Genomic DNA, 19,951 nt, shown 5'->3' with positions numbered 1-19,951 from the left:
TGGATTCTGGTTTTTAATTGATTTGAATAGGTAGAAACAATCAAGTCATCACCAATGGAATGACTTGATTGTCGACTTAGAAAACGTAACGAGCTGCAATAAATGGAGCACTATGTAATGCATTTCTATAGGGATCTTTTCGGTTATCAACCTGATATTTGTTTCGGAAATATTCATAACCGAAACCAAGTTTAAGGCCGTCTTTAGCGCCAACATCGTACATATAATTCATCTGAAACAGAGTAGCAGGTTTGGCATCCTCGTTAAAATAACCTGGACCGGTACTGCCAATAAAGTCCACAAAACCATCGATAAAATCTTTGTCATGTAATGGAAAACCAAAGTTGGCCCACAGCGCATAGGTTGGATCGAAATTGAACCGACCATTGGCCAAATTATTATTTGCACTTTCATAATACCAGTCTGCACCGACTTCAAAATAACCTTTGGGAACATTGAAATCCATGCTTAAACCCGCACGAGCTTTAGTTGGGTTAGGTTCCATTGCTGAGTTTTTTAGCCCCTTATCTACTCTTAAAGTCAGGTTGATATCACGGAGAAGCTTGTTTTCAATTTTATGGTCAAAAATTGAATTATAGGAAAAGTAACGACGATAGAACGCATAGTATTCAGTCGCGCCACCATCACCATTCGCTTTAGGGTCTTTGTCATTGGATAGAAAAACGTTAGCAACCAATACATTGCGTCCAAACTTGTCACCACTTAAATGAGTGAAATTTAGAATGGTTTTAGATACTTGATCGGGGTTGGCAGGCTCTCGGTATTGATTACTCCATGAAACACTTGCCTGATTGCTTTGCCAGAATTCGGCATAGGTGGTTAAACTGAAACAGCTTAGGGTCACGCCATATAAAATATGTTTGGCGATATTATGCCTTAAATATTTAAAATACATAGATACATCCTTGATCTTTATATCTGAATTATAATTTTGACTGAATCTATTTATAGGTCTATTTATATTTAAAGATTGATTTATAATGAAATGGTTATGGGTTTAATTGGATTATTTGTATAAGTTATATATAGTGGGGTTAATCTAAAATAAATGGATTTTATATTAGGGAATAATATTATGGCAAAGATCGACCATTATTTACGCTCAAACCTGAAATTAAAACATTTGCAATTATTGGTGACACTGGATGAAATGCGCCATATTGGAAAGGTCGCAAATTATCTCAATGTGACTCAACCCGCGATTTCAAAAACGTTGGCAGACTTTGAAGAAGGGTTAACAATCAAACTCTTTGACCGCACCACAAGGGGAATGTTACCCACAGAAGCAGGTGTATGTTTGGTGAAATATGCTAAAAAAATTCTAAATGAAATTGCCTCTGCACGGGATGATCTGGTGGCAATCAGTGAAGGGCGGGCTACCCGTATTGCCATAGGATTGTTGCCCGCGGTTTCACTGTCCATTCTTCCAAATTTTATCGCAAGAGTGGAAAATGAAATGGTTTCCACAAGTATTAACGCACGAGAAGGCAGCTCAGACGTCTTAATTTCATTGCTTCGTACAGGTGAGTTAGATGTGATGATCGGAAATCTGGCCGCAAAGCCACTGGGCATAGAATTTAGAACCAAGCATTTGTATAAAGATCCGATTGTGGTAGTGGTCAAAAAAGAGCATCCACTGGTAACCAAGCAGGATCTCTCTTGGACAGATCTGTCAGAATTCCCAATGGTACTTCCACCTGAATTTGCCACTACTCGAATTGTGATCGAAGAATTCCTATTGTGTCATCAAGTCAATTTATCCAAACGTTATGTAGAGTCTTTATCCACACTGACCAATATCGGGGTGCTTCTGGCAACGGAATCGATTGGTTTTTTATCTTTTCAACTGGCCGATTATTTTAAAAAAGCCAATCTTGTGGAAATTTTACCTTTGACGATGAAAAATATTTATATTGATATAGGCTTAGTTTGGTATACGGAAAGAACATTAACCCCATCGCAATTGAATATTATTTCAATGCTTGAGGATACTGTTTGTATCAGTAACTTAAAATAATATAAATGTTCTATTTAATGATTTAATTTAAATTATAAATCACATTATTTTTTAGTGTTAAATCATCCTATTATTCAAGAAAATATTTTTTTAATGATGACCTATTTAGATTTAGCACAAAATAATAGGATGGCGTACAAGTTTCTTCAGCATCATGAGATTAAAATTTTACTTCTCGCTTTTTATAACCTATTTCCGCGCAATCAGTACATCAACCGGCGCAACAGGAAATTGCACATTCTCAATCGTTTCAATGTGCTGACAACCCAGTTGCTTTAAGCTGCGATAAATGTCGTCCTTTTGTGGAACGTAATTGCCTTGCATACGCATATTTAAATAATAGCTTTGAATACCTGCAGCATATTGAGATGGGTCAATTTCGGCATGACAACAAATCAATACGCCATTGGGTGATAGAGCTGCAAGCAGTCTTTGTAAAATTAAAGCATAGTCATCGACAAAATGAAGTACAGATGAGCACCAAATAATGTCGTATTGAGGTTGAGGTTGAGGTTGAGGTTGAGGTTGAGGTTGAGGTTGAGGTTGAGATTTTAAAGTTTGAAAGTCCAAAGTTTGAAAGTCTAAGCTTTGCAAGTCAGCAGCTAAACCATGTAAGCGTTGATGTGCTGGATGGTTTGCTAAAGTGGGATGAATTGCCTCGATGACCTGCGGAAGTTCTAAAAGTGTACATTCGAGTTGAGTAAACTTTTCAGCCAAATGCATCGCAACCCGTCCAGCGCCAGCACCGACATCAAGAAAATGCCTTGCTGTTTTAAATTCACGGACTACGTCGGAAAGCACATCTGCAATGTGAACTGTAACAGCGTTTTGTTCTTGGGAAATTTGTATTTGAGCCGCTTGCGCCCATGCGGATTCAATCGTTTCAGGTGTTCTGGTTTGAACTTGGAAATCACCAGAAAAAGACACAGAAAGTTGACCAGCAACAGACTGAATCACTTGTTGTCGATATAACAACGCATCAACACAATACTGATCTGATATTGGATCAAAGTAGTCTTTAAGTGTTGGTTTAATACGATAAAGCATAGCCTGTCTGTTTGGGTCAAACTGGGTATCTAACAGCTGTAAACTGGCCAAGAGCTGTAACAGATAATCGGTATTTTGCGGATGCAAAGCATGTTTTTCTGCCAATACTGTGGCATCTTCAAATTGAAATAATGATGCAAAGAGCTTTTTTTCAATTGAAAAATCTATGACTTGCGCCTGTATTTGTGACAGGTAAATTTGCCAAATGGAATGTAAAGGATGAGGTTGAGTCAGTATTTGTACAGCCTGATTTAAAGAAAGATTCATTAAAAGCACCTTTTAAAATTGCATAGAGAATGCCGAGAACATTCAGTCTAGACATTCGATCCAAAGATACGATATGATGGCTCAATAAGTGAGAATGATTATTATTTATTATATGAGAATTATAGAAAATACTATGCGGAATGAAGTTTTCGGCTAGATGGAGTATTGAGTGATGACACAATTACATCATCGTGTGCGGGTTGATGTAGCGCGTTCGGTTCAAGAGATCTCTTCACGGCAACAACGTATTGGCTTGCCTGAAGATTTTGGTTATTGCTATGCAGACACTTTACAGATTGAAGCTGGATTGTTGATTAACCAATTACACTATTGCCCTCAATATGCATTAGAAGAAGAAACCCAAGCAACACACCGAAACCCCGTGATGGTATTGACGGTTGGATTACAAGGGTGCTCAAAATATCAGAGTAAGAATGCAGAGCAGCTCAGTTTCAAAGCGGACCATATCAGTATCAACACTTTTCCAGCGATTGAAGGAATACGTCACTATCAAAAACAACAGACGGTTTCTCAACTTCGCTTGATTATGACTTCGGAATTTTTGAGTAAATATCTAAGCTCAAAACAGCTCAAGACATTATTTTTCCCAAACCATATCAATCCAATCGCTTTTCAGCCTGTTTCAATGACCAGTAAAGTCCATGCTTGCGCATTGGCACATTCACTCGTACAGCGCAACAACCAATCACAACATAGCTTACAACAACATATTCATGCCTTGAGTTTGTTATCAGAACAGTTGCCGTTAATTGCGCCTGATGAATCAGCAGTCTCATCTGCAAACTTGAGTATGCAGGATGTAGAAAATCTGGAAAAAGCCAAAGCTTTAATGATCAACCAATTAGATCAAGCATTGACGATGCAGTATATCGCCAGTGTGATCGGTATGAATGTATATAAATTTAAAGCCTGTTTTATCAAGCTATATGGGGTAAATCCGACTGAATATTTATTGCAATTGAGGATGCGAAAAGCCCATAGCCTCCTTGAGTCAGGTTTACACGTGGCTCAAGTGGCGTGGCAGGTGGGCTATCAATATCCCAATAATTTTACAGTTGCGTTTACTCGTTTTTATGGCAAATCACCCAAAGCTTTATTTGCAAAAAAATAAATCTAAATGACATGAGGAATGCTTAATGGAAAAAATATCGCTTAAGTTGCAAGATGACATTGCCGATACGCTACTGATTACCTTGTATGCCAAATCCGTTGAAACGCAGAAAAAAAATCCCTTAATCAATGATCGAACAGCCTGTGAGTTGGTGGAAAAAATTGATTATGATTTTTCCAAGTATAAAAATAAAAAGGCCACGTCTGTTGGTGTTGCATTGCGTTCCACGCATTTTGATCAAAAGGTTAAAGAATTTATTCAACTTCATCATTATCTTAATCATCAACCGATTATTGTATTTGTCGGCTGTGGTTTAGATACTCGTATACAACGTATCGGTCAGTATGCTAAACAAGCAGAATTTTATCAGTTGGATATTGCAGAAGTCATTGAACAACGTCAGCAACTGATACCAGCGCAAGAAAATGAACACTTCATTGCAAGTTCAATGTTATCGACCACATGGATGGATCAATTAAAAGACAGTCATCCCAATGGTAAATTTATGTTTGTGATTGAAGGGGTATTGATGTACTTCAATCAAGCACAAAATCAACAGGTGTTAACCGCTTTAGCTGAGCGTTTTTCAGGGGCTGAACTGCATTTTGACATGCTCAATGCATGGATGAGTACTAAGTCTGATTTACATGATACTGTAAGTAAAACCAAAGCCACATTTAAGTTTGGTTTGGATGATGAAAAAGACATTGAAACATGGCATCCCAAGCTTAAACATGTGCGGACTTATTTGTTTAATCAATTTAAAGGTTGGCATCGAATGGGGCTAATCTTAACGACACTGATGTCAATTGTTCCAAAACTGAAAACTTCTTCACGGATAGTCATATTTAAAATTAGCTAGTGTATTTAAATTTTTCTTGATCGAGCCATAGATCAAATTTAAAAGTATCAGCGTTCTATAAAAATGGATTTGTATGATTATAAAGCTTGCAATGCCACACTTTTCGTAAGGTATGCCAAACCTTGCGCTGCAAACAAAGCCGTGCTTTGTTTTTGCTCATGTTGAGCGAGGTATACCCCCGCTCAACGGCGACATCCATGTCGCCACACGATAGAACCACCATGTATGATTAAACAATACAAACAAAACCGCAGATTAATTTATATGTATAGGGGGGATTAACTGTTCATTTCTAGGCAACGCAAGATATGTTCATTTGAATCATTTTTCTTGGCTGTGCGTCTGTTAAATCGCCCACTAGCTCCAAAACATTTGGGCGCAAGACATAAGCCTCAAGTCTGTATGGCACCTGTCTCCATTATTGAAATAAAATACTGATCAAAACCAGCATGAGTAATAGGATATAACCTCGTTCATGCATTTGATTAGACAATTTTCCCGTCCATTGTATTGCCAATTTCATGCCTAAAAAGCCACCTATAATCAATGCAATTAAAGCAGGGTAGTAAAAATAACCAACAAAATGCGTGCCTAGATGTTGTGGTTGGATAATTTGCCCAATGATAAAGGTGATACAACCTGCTATGGCAACAGGCATACTCAAAGGATTGGCAAGCGCAACGGCTGAAGACATATCCAAGCCACAGCGACGGAACAGCGGAACAGTCATCACACTGCCTCCAACACCCAACGCTGAAGCAATCCCGCCGATAAAGATTCCGCCTAGACCTTGTTCTGTTTTGGTGAGTAGTCTTACAGATTGAGGATTTGAATGCGGCTGTTTAAATTGGCGAATAAGACAATCAAAAATTGTAAAACACAAATAGAGTGCAAAAGCCCATTTTAACACGTGTGATGAAATATTTAGGGCGAGTACAGTGCCTAAAATTGCGCCAGCGCCTATCCAATATGCGATTGGGAAGAGGTATTGCTTGTGTATTTTTCGCTGTTTATATTGCTGATAAGTTGCCAATCCAGAGTTGATCACCATCAATAATAATGAGGTTGCAACTGCACTTTTAAAAGCTAAGTCATAGGCGGTAGAATGAATTGGATATTGCATACGAATTGTCGAATAAACCAAAGGAACAACAACAAAGCCACCGGCAAAACCAAATAATATGGTGAGTATGCCACTGACAAATCCTGCAACCAATAAAATAAGATAGAGTTCCATACACAGAGATCTTTGAAAATAAATACCAGTTTAAGGATTTCTCGATCGATAAAATTTGTTATATTCCGCATTTAATTACTCAAATCAGACAGGGATATGAAACAAATCTCGATTCATAGTGTTGAGCATTTAAAACATAAAATGATTGCGATCGAAACGCAGTACGCTGAGTATTATGTGTTGAAGATGCACAGCCATAAACGAGCACAATTACTTTATGCAGCTCAGGGTGTGATGCATGTAGAAACACCACAAGGAAACTGGATCATTCCTCCTGAAAGGGCGGTTTGGATTCCACCGCAAGTTCCGCATCAACTGACTTTGTTTAATGTTAAAACCTGTAGTTTGTATATTCTTGCTGAATACGTCCCGAGGCAGATTGAATGTTGCGAAGTGCTGTCAATTTCGCCTTTGCTTCGACAATTACTTTTAAAAGCACCAGCGTTAAATGAACCGCTTTCAAGACATGATGAGTTGATTCAAGAGTTGATTTTAACTGAGCTGGCAATTTCCGAAAAAATTGAACTGCATTTACCTTTGCCAGCAAATAAAGCCATTTTAGAAATTTGCCAAAAGTTCTTAAAGCAGCCCAATATTCATTTATCACCTGAAGAAATTGCGACACAACTTTATATCAGCGAGCGGCATTTTAGTCGGCTGTTTAAAAGTGAAGTGGGGATGTCATTTTCAAAATGGCGACAACATGCTTGTGTATTGTTAAGTCTTGAAAAATTGATCCAAAATCAGCCGATACAGCAAATTGCCTATGATTTTGGCTTTAAAAATCCTGCTGCATTCACCACCATGTTTCACCGAGTTCTAGGTTTAAGTCCGACTCAATATATGAACCATCTACACGATAAAACATCCATATAAATTGCAACCTTGTTTTTTGACCGATCGTTATAAAAAATAAGAACAACTTATCAGTGCTGTGATTGATACAGTCGAATCATTAGAAAAATCATGTTTTATTTAAAGCGTGCTTCTTTTCAAACTTATATCATTAAAAGGAAAGCGTAAAAAATAGTGATAAATATAAATGAAAATGATTATAATTATGCTTCAAGTTTTTAGGTCATTGTTTAATGCAATTTAATAAATCCTCCCTCGCATTTTCAGTTTTTGCCATCATGCTATCCACCGCTCATGCTGAGTCAGAATCAGATATAACGCAAAATGCTGTAAGCAATAAATTGCCAACGATTACCGTACAAGCAGACAGTGATAAAAAAGCCTATGCAGCAAAAACAGCAAGTGCGGTATTGCGATCTAAAGCGCCTTTATTTGAAACAGCTCAGTCGATTAGTGCGATCACCAATCAGCAAATTGAACAAAAGCAAGCAAAAACAGTAGCCGAAGCTTTAGAAGGTGTGGCAGGTGTGACCTCTGGTCAATATGGACGAAGAGGCTGGGATGATTTTATTATTCGTGGACAAATATCCAGTTCACAAACTTATATTGATGGGTTGCGTATTCAAGCATCAGATAATGTTTTAAGAGCGGAAGATATTTCTGGCTTAGAGTCTATTGAAGTGGTCAAAGGCCCAACCTCAGTTGGTTTTGGTTTGGCACTACCAGGCGGTCTAGTCAACTTAACCACCAAACGGCCGCAAGCAGAAACCGCTTACAAAGGCACATTAAGTTATGGAAGCTATGGTTTAAAAGAAGGTACATTTGACCTAAATTATGCCCCTGATAATCGTGCAAAAGGCGCTTTTCGTATAGTAGGACGGATCTCTGATCAAGATGACCCGACTGACCATGTTTATTTTAAAAATCAATATATTGCTCCATCTTACAATTTTGATTTAGGCGATAAAGATGATTTATCCGTCATTGCCAGCTATCAACACCGTGAATACATCCGTCAACAGGGCATTCCTTATAGTAAAGGCGATTATAAAAAATACCCTTCAAGCCTATTCTTTGGTGAACCTGATCATGGTTATGATGTCGATGTTTATCGTCTTGGTGCAAATTATGCACACTACTTTGATAATGCTTGGGTGTTTAAACAAAACTTTGCGGTTACCAAAACTGATACCCAAGGCAATCCGATATTGGCATCAGGTACAAACACATTGCCAATCATTAAACGTTCTGTAAATAATCAAGATAAACAAGATACCAACTACACCTTGGACAGCAACCTGCAACGTAATTTTGATTTTGGAAAGATCAACTACGATGTGATGGTGGGTGTCGATATGATGCGAGAGCGTAGTGATTACTATCGTAGAAACGATACCATCAATTCTTTTAATGCTGACCATCCAGTCTATGGAATCACCAGTACCAAACTGGGGACGCCAACACAACAATTAACCTATAGCCAATTTACGGGTCTCTATCTACGCAATACAATTAAAGTAGATGATCACTGGATTATCGGGTTGTCTGGTCGACATGATTGGACTCAGGTTGAAATTGACGATGTATTAAAAAATAGCAGCAGCAAAAACTCAGACAATGCATTTACGGGCAGTGGATCGGTGATGTATCGTATCAACGATATGTTTGCACCATATATCAGTTATTCAACCTCGTTTATGCCTGTAACAGATGCCGGTGAAAATGGTCGATTGTTGAATCCTGAAGAGGGTAAACAGGCCGAAGTTGGGGTCAAGTTACAAGCACTGGATCAGCGTTTACAAGGCTATATTGCCTATTATGATCTGACCCGTAAAAATGTAACTGAAGCAGATATTTCTGGAAACTTCTCAATCCAAACAGGCGAACAAGTCACCAAAGGTTTTGAAGCAGAAATTGCGGCGGCATTAACCGATCAATGGAATGCCACAGCAACTTATAGCTATATCCCAACGGCAAAAGTCACTGAAAGTGTGATTGCTAGTGATATTGGCAAACGTACCAATCATGTACCTAAAAATGCCAGTTCGTTATCTACCCAGTACTATTTTAGCCCAGATAAATTAGGTTGGAATATTGGTGCAGGGATTCGTTATCAAGGTTCTCGAACAGCGCAACGTAATACAGATTTTGTCTACTTGCCAAGTTATGCCTTATTTGATGTAAATGCGGGTTATGAAGCCAAGAATTGGGGCGCAGGTTTAACAATTAAAAACTTATTTGATAGAGAGTATCTGGCAGGGACCACACCAAATGCACAATTGGTTAATTGGGGAGATCCTATGATGGTTCGTCTGAATGTGAAATTTAAATATTAACTGTAGCTTAGTTTAGATGTTGTTTTCACTATTTGAATTTAATGCTAAGACATAAGCTTTATGGGTATTGGAGACAATACCCATTTTTTTCAGTATAAAAAAGTTAAAATTAAAGATACTCGGATTTATTAAAATATTAGCGAATCGAGAGAATAATCATACGTATCGTGGTACAAAAAACCCGCCATTTGTAGGCGGGTTGCTTGTTTAGATTATAAGCTGGGGTTGTTTGCCTAAAGCTTTTAATGCATCAACAACAGTATCAATTTTTGTTGAGTGATGTAGATCTACAATACGAGTAATCTCTTGTTTAGGTTTATGGAGCAATTTAGCGAGTTCTACTTGAGTTACTTTTTTCTCAAGCATTAAGTTTAAAAGTAAAACTTTAGATGTAATACTTATTGGAACTTCAATAAATACTTCACCTTCTTCAAGGTTTTTACTCGGTAAAGGAATAGACCTCTGATCTTCAAAATAAAAGTCCATAGCGGTTATAAGTGCATCTTGAGCCATTTCTTTGGCTTCGTCTAAAGTATCACCTTGGGTAATAGCTTCAGGAATATCTCTAAACTCTACAACATAACCACCATCTTCTAGATCTGGTTTAAGTTTAGCTGGATAAAACATGTATTAAATCTCCGAAATAATGTGAACAACAATCTCATCTTAAGAAAGGTTTGAGGGCGAACTCTCAAATTCCTAGTTGCTTTCTTATTGCTTTTACCAGTCCTGTTTTTAACTCAGTATGGCGAGGTATAGTGCTTTGTTTCTCATTTAAATAAACCTTGGTGTGTTTACTACCTTCTACAAATGTTGCGCCCAAACCTTTTAACTCTTTGATGAAATCACTTCTCTTCACACTTAGCTCATTTTATTGAACATAAGCATATAGTAAACAAAAATGATGACCAAGTAAACAAAAATGTTTACTTGCCGGAGCTAAGCATTTTTATCAAGATTATTTTGAAAGCATTTTATGATTACAGCAATTCGTTTTAAAACATTCTATAATTCAGGCCTATTTATTTTGCTGTATTTATCTAAATTTTTTTATGTCTCAGCTTTCCCAATACTTTGCTCAAAACCAATTTTGTTGTTTGGTGGAATATTTGCCTTCGATGCAAGAGGTATTGCCTGTAGCAACACAACTGGCGGGCTTTCCTGTATGTATGACTTTGTCAGATCGAGTACGTTCAGATGAAGATATTGCACCATTAATCGCCGCACAATCTTATCCACAGCAGATTGAAAAAGTATTGCACTATGCAGGTAAAGGCCGAGATATTCATGATTTCAATCTGTTTTTAACGCAAGCCAAACAACACGGACAGCAAAATTTATTGTTACTGACTGGCGATAAGTTAAAACAACATCATGATGGACAAGGTAGCCACGCTCGAACACGCTATTTAGAATCGGTGAATGCGGTCATCGCTGCCAAACAACAGGGCGGCTTTCATATTGGCGTTGCTTTGAATCCGTTTAAATATAGCCAAGCAGAAAAACAAGCGCAGTATTTAAAATTACATAAAAAACTACAAGCCGGCGCTGATTATATTATTACCCAGTTGGGCTTTGACCTCGTGGCACTTAAACAAGCGCATGAGTTTTTAATTGAAGAAAACTATACACAAAAAATTCTTGCTTGTGTGATGCCGCTGACTTTAGCACGAGCGAAATTTATGCTGAAACATAACGTTGCAGGTATTGTGATTACACCACATATGCTTGAAGTGTTGGCTCAAGAACATGATTCTGATCAAACTGAAAATACTTATTTACGTTGTGCTTTGCAAATTTTGATTTGTCAGCATATTGGTTATGCTGGTGTGCATCTTTCTGCGTGCCATAAAGCCGATGAGCAAGCGATTTTAACTAGTTATATTGAACAGTATCGACATCTTGATCTTAAACAATGTCAACAATTATGGACTCAATTATGGCAGCTTAAAACGGGCAATGAATTACGTCCAGCTGTTGTAGAAAAGTCTAAGCTGAGTAATTTGCATCAGAAAGTGAAATATCAATTTTTAGATACCATTCACAGTACCATGTTTAATTCCAGTTTGGTCAAAGGGCTGGGTGCTTATATTTTTAGTGCGGGTTTTTGGAATAAAGCCCTTGCAGCAAAATTGCTGTTACAAGCGGAATATTTGAGTAAACATTTTATTGTCGGGTGTGAGAGTTGTGGTCAGTGTAGGCTGGCTGAAACCTTATATATTTGCCCTGAAACTTGCCCCAAAGGTCTGGCAAATGGGCCATGCGGTGGCACACATTTAGACCGTTGTGAATTTGGGGATCGAGAGTGTATACATTCTGTCAAAGCTCGATTGGCTGAAGAGGTCGATCAAATTCAGGTATTAAAAAAGCAGCTGATTCCAACTGTACCGATAGAAATACGTGGAACCAGCTCTTGGAAAAACTGGTATGTGAAGCAGTGATAAGGGGGAGGTGTCTGGATAAATTAATTTTCCTCATCCATCACGTTGGTATAAAACTTTTCACCTAATTTGATCCGGTCACGACCATTTTTCATGCGCCAGCGATTGGTATCTCGCAGTGAATAAACACAGCCACAGTATTCTTGTTGGTAAAATTCTTCACGTTTGCTGATTTCGATCATACGATGTGCACCGCCGCTTTTGCGCCAGTTATAATCCCAATATTCAATTTGTGGGTAATGTGCGGCAGCGCGGATTCCACAGCCGTTAATTTGTTGCATATCTTTCCAACGCGATATGCCCAATGAACTGCTGATTAAACTAAATCCATGTTCGTGTGCGTAGAGTGCGGTTCTTTCAAAACGCATATCGAAACACATGGTACAGCGGATGCCTTTTTCAGGCTCATTTTCCATACCTTTGGCCCGTTCAAACCAATTATCTGTATCGTAGTCACAGTCAATAAATGGAATATTATGCTTCTCAGCAAAGCGAATATTTTCTTCTTTGCGAATTAAATATTCTTTGACTGGATGAATATTGGGATTATAGAAAAAAATTGAAAAGTCGATGCCTGATTCAATTAAAGTTTCCATGACTTCACCTGAGCACGGCGCGCAACATGAATGCAGCAACAATTTGTCGTGGCCTTGGGGGAGTGTGAGCTTTTGGCGTTCCAGAGTCATGCTAAACAATATAAAAAATGAATAATATTCTATTGTAAAAGTTTTAACGTCTTGTGGTGTTTCAATTCACTGAAATGTTTTCAGTCTATGCTGAAAGTTTTTAAGGATGATATTTTAAATCACCAGATTTAGTTCATTCAAAAATGGAGTGATTCAATTGTATGGATGAGTAAGAGCATCCTCAATGTTTTGCGTATTATTTAAAAGTGAATAAAAATAACAAATTTGAAATTTAAGTGAAAATAATTAAACATAAACGTCATCAATCCGTTATGCTATAGCCAGATCACCTTTAACATATTAATTTGGTAATGACGGAATGTTAGAACTTCGACATCTAAAAACACTCACTGCTTTACGTGAACATGGTTCATTGGTTGCAGCAGCAGGAGATTTGTGTTTAACACCTTCTGCTTTATCACACCAGCTTCGAGAGTTAGATCAATGGTTTGGTGTCGAAGTGGTGAATCGTCGCTCTCGTCCAGTGAGTTTTTCTAATGTTGGTCAACGATTACTGAAACTTGCTGATGATATTTTGCCACAAGTGCAAATTGCCCAGTCTGATATTACCCGTATTGTACATGGGCAAACAGGCCGAATCGTTTTCTCTTCTGAATGCCACAGTTGTTTTGATTGGCTTATGCCATTGCTAAACCAGTATCGTCAACAATACCCAGATGTAGATTTGGATTTTGCCTCAGGATTTGAAGCCAATCCGCATGAGTTATTACAAACCGGTGAATTTGATTTGTTAATTACAGCAGATCCAATTGCGCTAAAAGGGGTAGAGTATTTTCCAATTTTTGAATATGAATCGAGATTGGTGCTCTCAATCACACATCCTTTAGCGCGAATGAAAGAAATTACGGTGCAAGAGTTGGCGGAAGAAACCTTGGTGACCTATCCAGTGGATAAACATCGACTGGATATCATGTCGAGATTATTTATTCCTGCCAATATTCAGCCAAAACATATTCGCACCACAGACTTGACCCAAATGTTGATTCAACTTGTGGCAAGTGGTCATGGTATCGCAGCACTGCCTGATTGGGTGGTTAATGAATATGAGCAAAAGGGCTGGGTGGTTTCTCGCCGTTTAGATTGTGTTGCGCCTGAAGGTTTACGTCGTACCTTATATGCCGGTTATCGTGTAGAAGAAAAAGAAAAAGATTATTTTGATGGTTTTCTTAAGCAATTGGATAAATTCTCGAAAAAAAGAGCAACGTATTATTAAAACATATTATTAATGATTCATCGTGTAGCACCGACTTGCTGAGTACGATGAATCATTTTAGCACGCGCTGACTCAGGCTGGTTTTGGCCTGAATAAGCGCGTGTTTCTTATCGTGTGTTTCCGCTATATCTCTGAATTATCTTCTTAAGCAGAATATGAGCAAAAAAAAGCTTGGCTTTGTTTGCAGCGCAAGGTTTGCCATGCCCTGCGCCAACCTATCGACGAACTTAAATATTTTGCGCCGTGTTGTTTCTTTGACACGTTTCTTTTAGAAAAGGAGTTTATTAGAGATGGCTTTCAATTAGAGACCGTTTTATTTAGAACAGGTTTTTATTTAGCACATCGCCATTTTTTAGCTCATTAATAACTCATTTTTGTTTTCTATGTTCTGAAATGCACTCTTATCGCACAAAATTAGTATTACTAAATCCTAAAAACGTAATATTCAATTGGCACATCCTTTGCATCAAATAAAATTATAAAAAGTGATCTAGGGTTCCGATACTTGTCTAAAAGAGTATGTCTGGACCGAGAGTTCGCGGTTCGAAAGAACTACACGGAGGGATAAAAGCCCGGGAGGAAGTCAATAAACTATCCGAACAGGAGTGGCTATGCATACGACAAATTATCATGATCAACAGGTCATTTGGTCTGAAAAATTACCCGGTGGACATCACTGGTCAGGTCGCATTCCCAAAGGAAGCGTACTTCGATTTAAAGCTTTATCTGCCGATGCCAATGTCTCTTTATTTTGCGTGAATGCCCATGACAGACTTGAGCGTTTTAATATGCCAGATAGTTTAAAAGGGCAACATACTGCTTTTTTAACTCAAGGTCATGTGTTGTATTCCGATTTGGGTCGGGTTATGGCCTCAATTATTCATGATGATCATGGCTGGAATGACGCTTTGTGTGGTCCAAGTCGTCCAGAACAAATCCAAGCTACTTTTGGAATAAAGACATTCCAAGATGCCCGAAATCAAATGATTCAAAATGGTCTAGATGGTTTGCTGATTGAAATGAGCAAATATTCACTTGGGCAAATCGACCTCAGCGCAACAGTGAATTTATTTTCAAAAGTGACCCCAGATGATGCGGGTGCATTGTCTTATATTGGCTCAGACAATACTGGGCAAATCATTGAACTGCGTTTTGAAATGGATTGTTTTGTATTCTTATCGGCTGCACCGCATGGCTTAGATCATTCAGCGCAATATGCCCCCGCTGATATAGAAATGGGTCTTTTTGCCGCATTGCCCTTAACGGATAAGGATATTTGTCGAGACTCATGTCCGCAAAATCAACGTGCATTTGACAATAACCAGCGTTATTACGCGCTGAGTTCATCTCACAACACACGCATTTAAGGACGATCATCATGAGCATTATAACTTCAATCGAAAAACCTATTTTAGATCAAGCCTTGTTAAATGAAATTTGTCCTGCGGGTGAAGCATGGATGGGCGAAGTAAAAAAAGGCCAATATTTCCGTATTGTTGATTTAGAAGGCAACCAAGCCGTCGATACCTTATTTATTTCAGCAGAGAACCCAGCAGAACGTTATAGCGCAACGGATACCTTGGCCATTAATCAGCATGTTTACCTTGAAAAAGGCACGACCTTATACAGTAATTTAGGCCGCCCAATTGCGGTGATTGTCGATGATAACTGCGGTCGTCATGACACCTTAGGTGGTGCCTGTTCATGTGAAAGTAATACTGTTCGCTATGCACATGACACCTATCCGATGCACAGTTGTCGTAATAATTTTATGTATGCATTAGCCAAGCATCCGATTGCACAAAAACATCAGTTAAACGTTCAGCACATTGGCCCCAATATTAATTTCTTTATGAATGTGCCTGTCAGCTCGGACGGCCATTTAACCTTTGCTGATGGTATTTCTGCCGCTGGCAAATATGTCGAAATTCAAGCCGAGATGGATTTGATCGTACTGATTTCAAATTGCCCACAATTAAATAACCCATGCAATGGCTATAACCCCACGAAAATTCAATTGCTGGTACACAATGGTATGGGAGCATAAATATGTTTAAAAAAGTTCTTATTGCCAATCGTGGTGCAATCGCTTGTCGTGTGATTCGTACACTTAAAAAACTTGGCATTGCTTCCGTTGCTGTCTATTCAGAAGCTGATCAGGATTCTTTACATGTGACTTTAGCCGACGAGGCATTTTGTATTGGTGCTGCACCAGCACAACAAAGTTATTTAAATATTGAAAAAATTCTTGAAATTGCCAAACAAACTGGCGCTGAAGCAATTCATCCGGGTTATGGTTTTTTGTCTGAAAATGCGGAGTTTTGTGACCTATGTGAAAATCAGGGTATTGCCTTTATTGGGCCAACCTCAAGCCAAATGCTGGATTTTGGTCTAAAACATACGGCGCGCGAACTGGCGATTAAAAGCCAAGTACCGTTGTTGCCGGGGAGTTCTTTGCTTTCAGGTGAACCAGAAGCCGTCATGGAAGCAGCACGTATTGGCTATCCTGTGATGTTAAAAAGTACTGCGGGTGGTGGTGGTATCGGTATGCGTTTGGTTTGGGATGAAGCTGAACTCAAAGAAGCTTATCAAACCGTTTCGTATTTGGCCCAAGCCAACTTTAAAGATGCAGGTTTGTACTTAGAAAAATTTGTACAGCATGCTCGACATATTGAAGTGCAAATTTTTGGTGATGGAAAAGGGCAGGTATTGGCTTTAGGAGAACGTGACTGTTCTGTACAACGTCGAAATCAAAAAGTCATAGAAGAAACGCCCGCACCACATTTAACCGATGAGCAACGTGACTATATTCAAACTGTCGCAATTCAACTGATGCAATCTGTGAATTATCGTTCAGCAGGTACAGTTGAGTTTGTGATGGATACTGAAACCGAGCAGTTCTATTTCTTAGAGGTGAATACCCGTCTGCAAGTTGAGCATGGTGTGACAGAACAAGTCTATGCTGTAGATCTGGTTGAATGGATGGTGACTTTGGCCAGTGGCGATTGGACAGCACCCACTGAAAAATTAGCGTCAAAAGGACATTCGATTCAAGTTCGTTTATATGCGGAAGACCCGATTAAACAATTTCAACCCAGCGCAGGCTTATTGACCTATGTGCAATTTGATCAAAATGCACGGGTCGAAACATGGGTCGAAACTGGTTCAAATGTATCTTCATTTTATGATCCTATGCTTGCCAAAATCATTGTGACGGCGTCAGATCGAGATGCAGCGATTCAAGCCATGCAATCTAGTCTGGCAGATACACAGATTGCAGGAATCGAAACCAATCTGGAATACCTACAAAATATTATTGCGAGTGAGGTGTTTAATTCAGGGACACAAACCACACGCTTCTTAAATAGCTTTGTATGGAAAACCCAAAAAATTGAGGTTTTACAATCGGGCATTCAAACCGCAATTCAGGATATTACTGGTCGTTTAGGGTATTGGGATGTGGGTGTACCACCATCCGGAGCAATTGATCCTTTAAGTTTAAATGTTGCCAACCAACTTTTAGGCAATCCTTATAATACTTCTGGATTGGAATGTACCTTACAAGGACCAAGTTTAAAGTTTCATTGTGATAGTCAAATTGTGATTACCGGCGGCGATATGCCATCTAAACTGGATGGCGTACTGGTTCCAATGTGGCAAACAGTGAATGTTAAAAAAGGTCAGGTGTTAAAGTGTGGCACAATGAGCACTGGATGCCGAAGCTATATTGGGATCAAAGGTGGTTTCCATGTTCCCGAATATTTAGGATCAAAAGCAACCTTTACTCTGGGACAGTTTGGTGGGCATGCAGGGCGTAATTTATTAATTGGGGATATGCTTGCGATTACCGAATATTCATCTGATCAAAGCAAAAGTTTAGCCGCAGATCAAATCCCTAAATTTGCGCGTCATTGGGAAATTGCGGTGATGTATGGTCCGCATGGCGCACCAGATTTCTTTACCAAAAACGATATTGATAGATTCTTTAGCAACCAGTTTGAGATTCACTATAATTCCAGTCGTACCGGTATTCGTTTAATTGGCCCAAAACCAGAGTGGGCACGTGAAGATGGTGGTGAAGCAGGTTTGCATCCATCAAATATTCATGACAATGCTTATGCAATTGGTGCGATTGATTTTACAGGCGACATGCCGATCATCTTAGGACCTGATGGTCCAAGCTTAGGTGGCTTTGTTTGTCCAGCAGTGGTGATTCATTCTGAACTTTGGAAAATTGGTCAACTTAAAGCAGGTGATAAAGTTAAATTTATTCCTGTCAGTTATGCGCAAGCAAAACCCTTGGATCAAACATATCATCAAAGTCTTATTGCTTCTGACACAGATCAGGTGAATTTTAATCCTATTTTCCACGCGGAAAATGACACATTAGAAAATGCTGTTTTAGCCACACGCGTAGGACAAGCACATTTACCAAGTGTGACTTACCGACCTGCGGGGAATAGCTATTTATTAGTTGAATATGGTGATCTGGTTTTAGACTTAAATCTACGTTTCCGTATTCATGCTTTGATGCAATGGGTAAAAGAGCAGAATATCCACGGAATTATTGATCTCACTCCGGGAATTCGTTCATTACAAATTCATTTTGATTCAATTCAAATCGATCAACTTGAGCTATTGGAAAAACTTCAAAACGCAGAAGCTGAACTGCCTGATATCCACAATATGCAAGTGCCTTCACGGACGGTGTATTTACCACTGGCATGGGAAGATTCACAAACCCAATTGGCGACTGAACGCTATACACAAATCGTCCGTCCTGATGCACCGTGGTGCCCTGATAATATCGAGTTTATTCGTCGTATCAATGGCCTAGCATCAAAGCAAGCGGTAAAAGATGTGGTCTATAGTGCCAATTATCTAGTCATGGGATTGGGTGATGTCTATTTAGGGGCACCCGTTGCTACGCCACTTGATCCGCGTCAGCGTTTGGTCACCACAAAATATAACCCTGCACGGACTTGGACACCGGAAAATGCTGTTGGTATCGGTGGGGCATATATGTGTGTTTATGGTATGGAAGGTCCCGGGGGTTATCAATTTGTGGGACGTACTACACAAATGTGGAGCCGCTATCGTAAAAATGCCAATTTTGAAAATGGTAAGCCGTGGTTATTACGCTTCTTTGATCAAGTTAAATTCTATGAGGTTTCAGAAGCAGAACTACTACAAATGCGTGAAGATTTTAAAGCAGGGCGTTTGCAGCTGCGTATTGAAGATGGTGTACTTAATCTTAAAGAATACAATGATTTCCTTGCTGCAAATCAGGACAGTATTCATGCTTTTAAACAGACGCAACAAGCCAACTTTGAAGCAGAGCGCCGTCGTTGGCATGCCGCAGGTTTACAAGAATATGTATCAGAAAGTTTAGATACTGTAGAGGATGGTGAAGCAGTCAGTATTCCTGAAGGCGGTTGTGCCGTTGAATCACATATGCCTGGTTCAATTTGGAAAATCGAATGTGCTTCAGGAGATATTGTTGAAGAAGGTGCAACCCTTGCAGTGATAGAAGCGATGAAAATCGAAATTCCGATTGTTGCACCTGAACGGATGAAGGTGGAAGCCATCACTATTGAAAAAGGCCAGACGGTTAAGACTGGACAGGTGTTGTTTACCTTGGCACCTGTAGCCTAATAAAAATCAACAAAGGAGCACCAGTCATGATGCTCCTTTTCTGTTTCAAACATAGATTTAATTTTTTCTATTTGCTTTACAGCCATAATCCTATGAAGTGTCATAAGTTATAAAGACTTTGCCGATTAAAATTAAAATAAAAGAGGCTTTTACTGTTAAAC

The 19,951-nt window shown here is 38.9% G+C and carries 16 protein-coding genes and 1 riboswitch; of the genes, 10 read left to right on the top strand and 6 right to left on the bottom strand.

Annotated elements, in window-relative coordinates:
* Window positions 1-76: 76 nt before the first annotated feature.
* Complete coding sequence (locus AS4_RS14675) at window positions 77-916, bottom strand: hypothetical protein (protein ID WP_096734638.1); 840 nt, start codon at window positions 914-916, stop codon at window positions 77-79.
* A 180-nt stretch (window positions 917-1,096) separates the two neighbouring features.
* On the opposite strand from AS4_RS14675, the gene AS4_RS14670 reads away from it, so the two are divergent.
* Window positions 1,097-2,038, top strand: a complete 942-nt coding sequence (locus AS4_RS14670) for a LysR substrate-binding domain-containing protein (protein ID WP_167468952.1) — start codon at window positions 1,097-1,099, stop codon at window positions 2,036-2,038.
* A 189-nt stretch (window positions 2,039-2,227) separates the two neighbouring features.
* On the opposite strand, the gene AS4_RS14665 is transcribed toward AS4_RS14670, so the two are convergent.
* On the bottom strand, window positions 2,228-3,352 hold the full coding sequence (locus AS4_RS14665; protein WP_096734636.1) for a class I SAM-dependent methyltransferase: 1,125 nt from the start codon (window positions 3,350-3,352) through the stop codon (window positions 2,228-2,230).
* 172 nt (window positions 3,353-3,524) lie between these two features.
* Between AS4_RS14665 and AS4_RS14660 the strand changes: the two genes are divergently transcribed.
* Both AS4_RS14660 and AS4_RS14655 read left to right on the top strand, forming a co-directional pair.
* Complete coding sequence (locus tag AS4_RS14660) at window positions 3,525-4,484, top strand: helix-turn-helix domain-containing protein (RefSeq protein WP_096734635.1); 960 nt, start codon at window positions 3,525-3,527, stop codon at window positions 4,482-4,484.
* 25 nt (window positions 4,485-4,509) lie between these two features.
* Window positions 4,510-5,346 carry a class I SAM-dependent methyltransferase gene (locus AS4_RS14655; RefSeq protein WP_096734634.1) on the top strand — a complete coding sequence of 279 codons (837 nt, stop codon included), beginning with the start codon at window positions 4,510-4,512 and terminating at the stop codon, window positions 5,344-5,346.
* A gap of 418 nt (window positions 5,347-5,764) precedes the next feature.
* On the opposite strand, the gene AS4_RS14650 is transcribed toward AS4_RS14655, so the two are convergent.
* Complete coding sequence (locus tag AS4_RS14650; RefSeq protein ID WP_096734633.1) at window positions 5,765-6,583, bottom strand: sulfite exporter TauE/SafE family protein; 819 nt, start codon at window positions 6,581-6,583, stop codon at window positions 5,765-5,767.
* A 96-nt stretch (window positions 6,584-6,679) separates the two neighbouring features.
* Between AS4_RS14650 and AS4_RS14645 the strand changes: the two genes are divergently transcribed.
* Together AS4_RS14645 and AS4_RS14640 are read left to right on the top strand one after the other, a co-directional pair.
* Entirely contained in the window at window positions 6,680-7,459 is a 780-nt protein-coding gene (locus AS4_RS14645) for an AraC family transcriptional regulator (protein WP_096734632.1), read from the top strand.
* A 212-nt stretch (window positions 7,460-7,671) separates the two neighbouring features.
* Entirely contained in the window at window positions 7,672-9,774 is a 2,103-nt protein-coding gene (locus tag AS4_RS14640) for a TonB-dependent siderophore receptor (protein WP_096734631.1), read from the top strand.
* 207 nt (window positions 9,775-9,981) lie between these two features.
* Here the strand turns inward: AS4_RS14640 and AS4_RS14635 are convergent, their stop codons facing one another.
* A complete protein-coding gene (locus tag AS4_RS14635) occupies window positions 9,982-10,401 on the bottom strand; it encodes a type II toxin-antitoxin system HicB family antitoxin (protein WP_096734630.1) in 420 nt (139 codons plus the stop codon).
* 64 nt (window positions 10,402-10,465) lie between these two features.
* Window positions 10,466-10,633: a type II toxin-antitoxin system HicA family toxin gene (locus AS4_RS14630; RefSeq protein ID WP_016539635.1), complete on the bottom strand. Its 168-nt coding sequence runs from the start codon at window positions 10,631-10,633 to the stop codon at window positions 10,466-10,468.
* A 193-nt stretch (window positions 10,634-10,826) separates the two neighbouring features.
* Between AS4_RS14630 and AS4_RS14625 the strand changes: the two genes are divergently transcribed.
* Window positions 10,827-12,215 (top strand): methylenetetrahydrofolate reductase C-terminal domain-containing protein, encoded by a 1,389-nt coding sequence (locus tag AS4_RS14625; protein WP_096734629.1) that lies wholly within the window; start codon window positions 10,827-10,829, stop codon window positions 12,213-12,215.
* Window positions 12,216-12,238: 23 nt separating this feature from the next.
* On the opposite strand, the gene AS4_RS14620 is transcribed toward AS4_RS14625, so the two are convergent.
* Window positions 12,239-12,901, bottom strand: coding sequence for an epoxyqueuosine reductase QueH (locus AS4_RS14620; RefSeq protein WP_081401524.1), 663 nt, complete (start codon window positions 12,899-12,901; stop codon window positions 12,239-12,241).
* A 319-nt stretch (window positions 12,902-13,220) separates the two neighbouring features.
* On the opposite strand from AS4_RS14620, the gene AS4_RS14615 reads away from it, so the two are divergent.
* The 4 genes from AS4_RS14615 to uca all read left to right on the top strand — a co-directional run bounded on the left by AS4_RS14615 (window position 13,221) and on the right by uca (window position 19,790).
* Window positions 13,221-14,135, top strand: coding sequence for a LysR family transcriptional regulator (locus tag AS4_RS14615; RefSeq protein WP_004724679.1), 915 nt, complete (start codon window positions 13,221-13,223; stop codon window positions 14,133-14,135).
* A gap of 479 nt (window positions 14,136-14,614) precedes the next feature.
* A riboswitch (guanidine-I (ykkC/yxkD leader) is annotated at window positions 14,615-14,716 on the top strand.
* Between the two features lie 30 nt (window positions 14,717-14,746).
* Window positions 14,747-15,502, top strand: coding sequence for an urea amidolyase associated protein UAAP1 (locus AS4_RS14610; RefSeq protein ID WP_096734628.1), 756 nt, complete (start codon window positions 14,747-14,749; stop codon window positions 15,500-15,502).
* 11 nt (window positions 15,503-15,513) lie between these two features.
* A complete protein-coding gene (locus AS4_RS14605) occupies window positions 15,514-16,182 on the top strand; it encodes an urea amidolyase associated protein UAAP2 (protein WP_096734627.1) in 669 nt (222 codons plus the stop codon).
* 2 nt (window positions 16,183-16,184) lie between these two features.
* A complete protein-coding gene (uca, locus tag AS4_RS14600) occupies window positions 16,185-19,790 on the top strand; it encodes an urea carboxylase (RefSeq protein ID WP_096734626.1) in 3,606 nt (1,201 codons plus the stop codon).
* Window positions 19,791-19,951: the final 161 nt, after the last annotated feature.

The sequence above is a fragment of the Acinetobacter guillouiae genome (assembly GCF_002370525.2).
GTDB classification, from domain to species: Bacteria; Pseudomonadota; Gammaproteobacteria; order Pseudomonadales; family Moraxellaceae; genus Acinetobacter; species Acinetobacter guillouiae.
This window is presented reverse-complemented; position numbering and strand designations above follow the sequence as displayed.

Bases quoted from the DNA above. Each gene is read 5' to 3' on its own strand.
- AS4_RS14675 (WP_096734638.1), bottom strand. From the start codon at position 916: ATGTATTTTAAATATTTAAGGCATAATATCGCCAAACATATTTTATAT.
- AS4_RS14610 (WP_096734628.1), top strand. From the start codon at position 14,747: ATGCATACGACAAATTATCATGATCAACAGGTCATTTGGTCTGAAAAA.
- AS4_RS14620 (WP_081401524.1), bottom strand. From the start codon at position 12,901: ATGACTCTGGAACGCCAAAAGCTCACACTCCCCCAAGGCCACGACAAA.
- AS4_RS14655 (WP_096734634.1), top strand. From the start codon at position 4,510: ATGGAAAAAATATCGCTTAAGTTGCAAGATGACATTGCCGATACGCTA.
- AS4_RS14665 (WP_096734636.1), bottom strand. From the start codon at position 3,352: ATGAATCTTTCTTTAAATCAGGCTGTACAAATACTGACTCAACCTCAT.
- AS4_RS14635 (WP_096734630.1), bottom strand. From the start codon at position 10,401: ATGTTTTATCCAGCTAAACTTAAACCAGATCTAGAAGATGGTGGTTAT.
- AS4_RS14625 (WP_096734629.1), top strand. From the start codon at position 10,827: ATGTCTCAGCTTTCCCAATACTTTGCTCAAAACCAATTTTGTTGTTTG.
- AS4_RS14615 (WP_004724679.1), top strand. From the start codon at position 13,221: ATGTTAGAACTTCGACATCTAAAAACACTCACTGCTTTACGTGAACAT.
- uca (WP_096734626.1), top strand. From the start codon at position 16,185: ATGTTTAAAAAAGTTCTTATTGCCAATCGTGGTGCAATCGCTTGTCGT.
- AS4_RS14605 (WP_096734627.1), top strand. From the start codon at position 15,514: ATGAGCATTATAACTTCAATCGAAAAACCTATTTTAGATCAAGCCTTG.
- AS4_RS14670 (WP_167468952.1), top strand. From the start codon at position 1,097: ATGGCAAAGATCGACCATTATTTACGCTCAAACCTGAAATTAAAACAT.
- AS4_RS14640 (WP_096734631.1), top strand. From the start codon at position 7,672: ATGCAATTTAATAAATCCTCCCTCGCATTTTCAGTTTTTGCCATCATG.
- AS4_RS14650 (WP_096734633.1), bottom strand. From the start codon at position 6,583: ATGGAACTCTATCTTATTTTATTGGTTGCAGGATTTGTCAGTGGCATA.
- AS4_RS14660 (WP_096734635.1), top strand. From the start codon at position 3,525: ATGACACAATTACATCATCGTGTGCGGGTTGATGTAGCGCGTTCGGTT.
- AS4_RS14645 (WP_096734632.1), top strand. From the start codon at position 6,680: ATGAAACAAATCTCGATTCATAGTGTTGAGCATTTAAAACATAAAATG.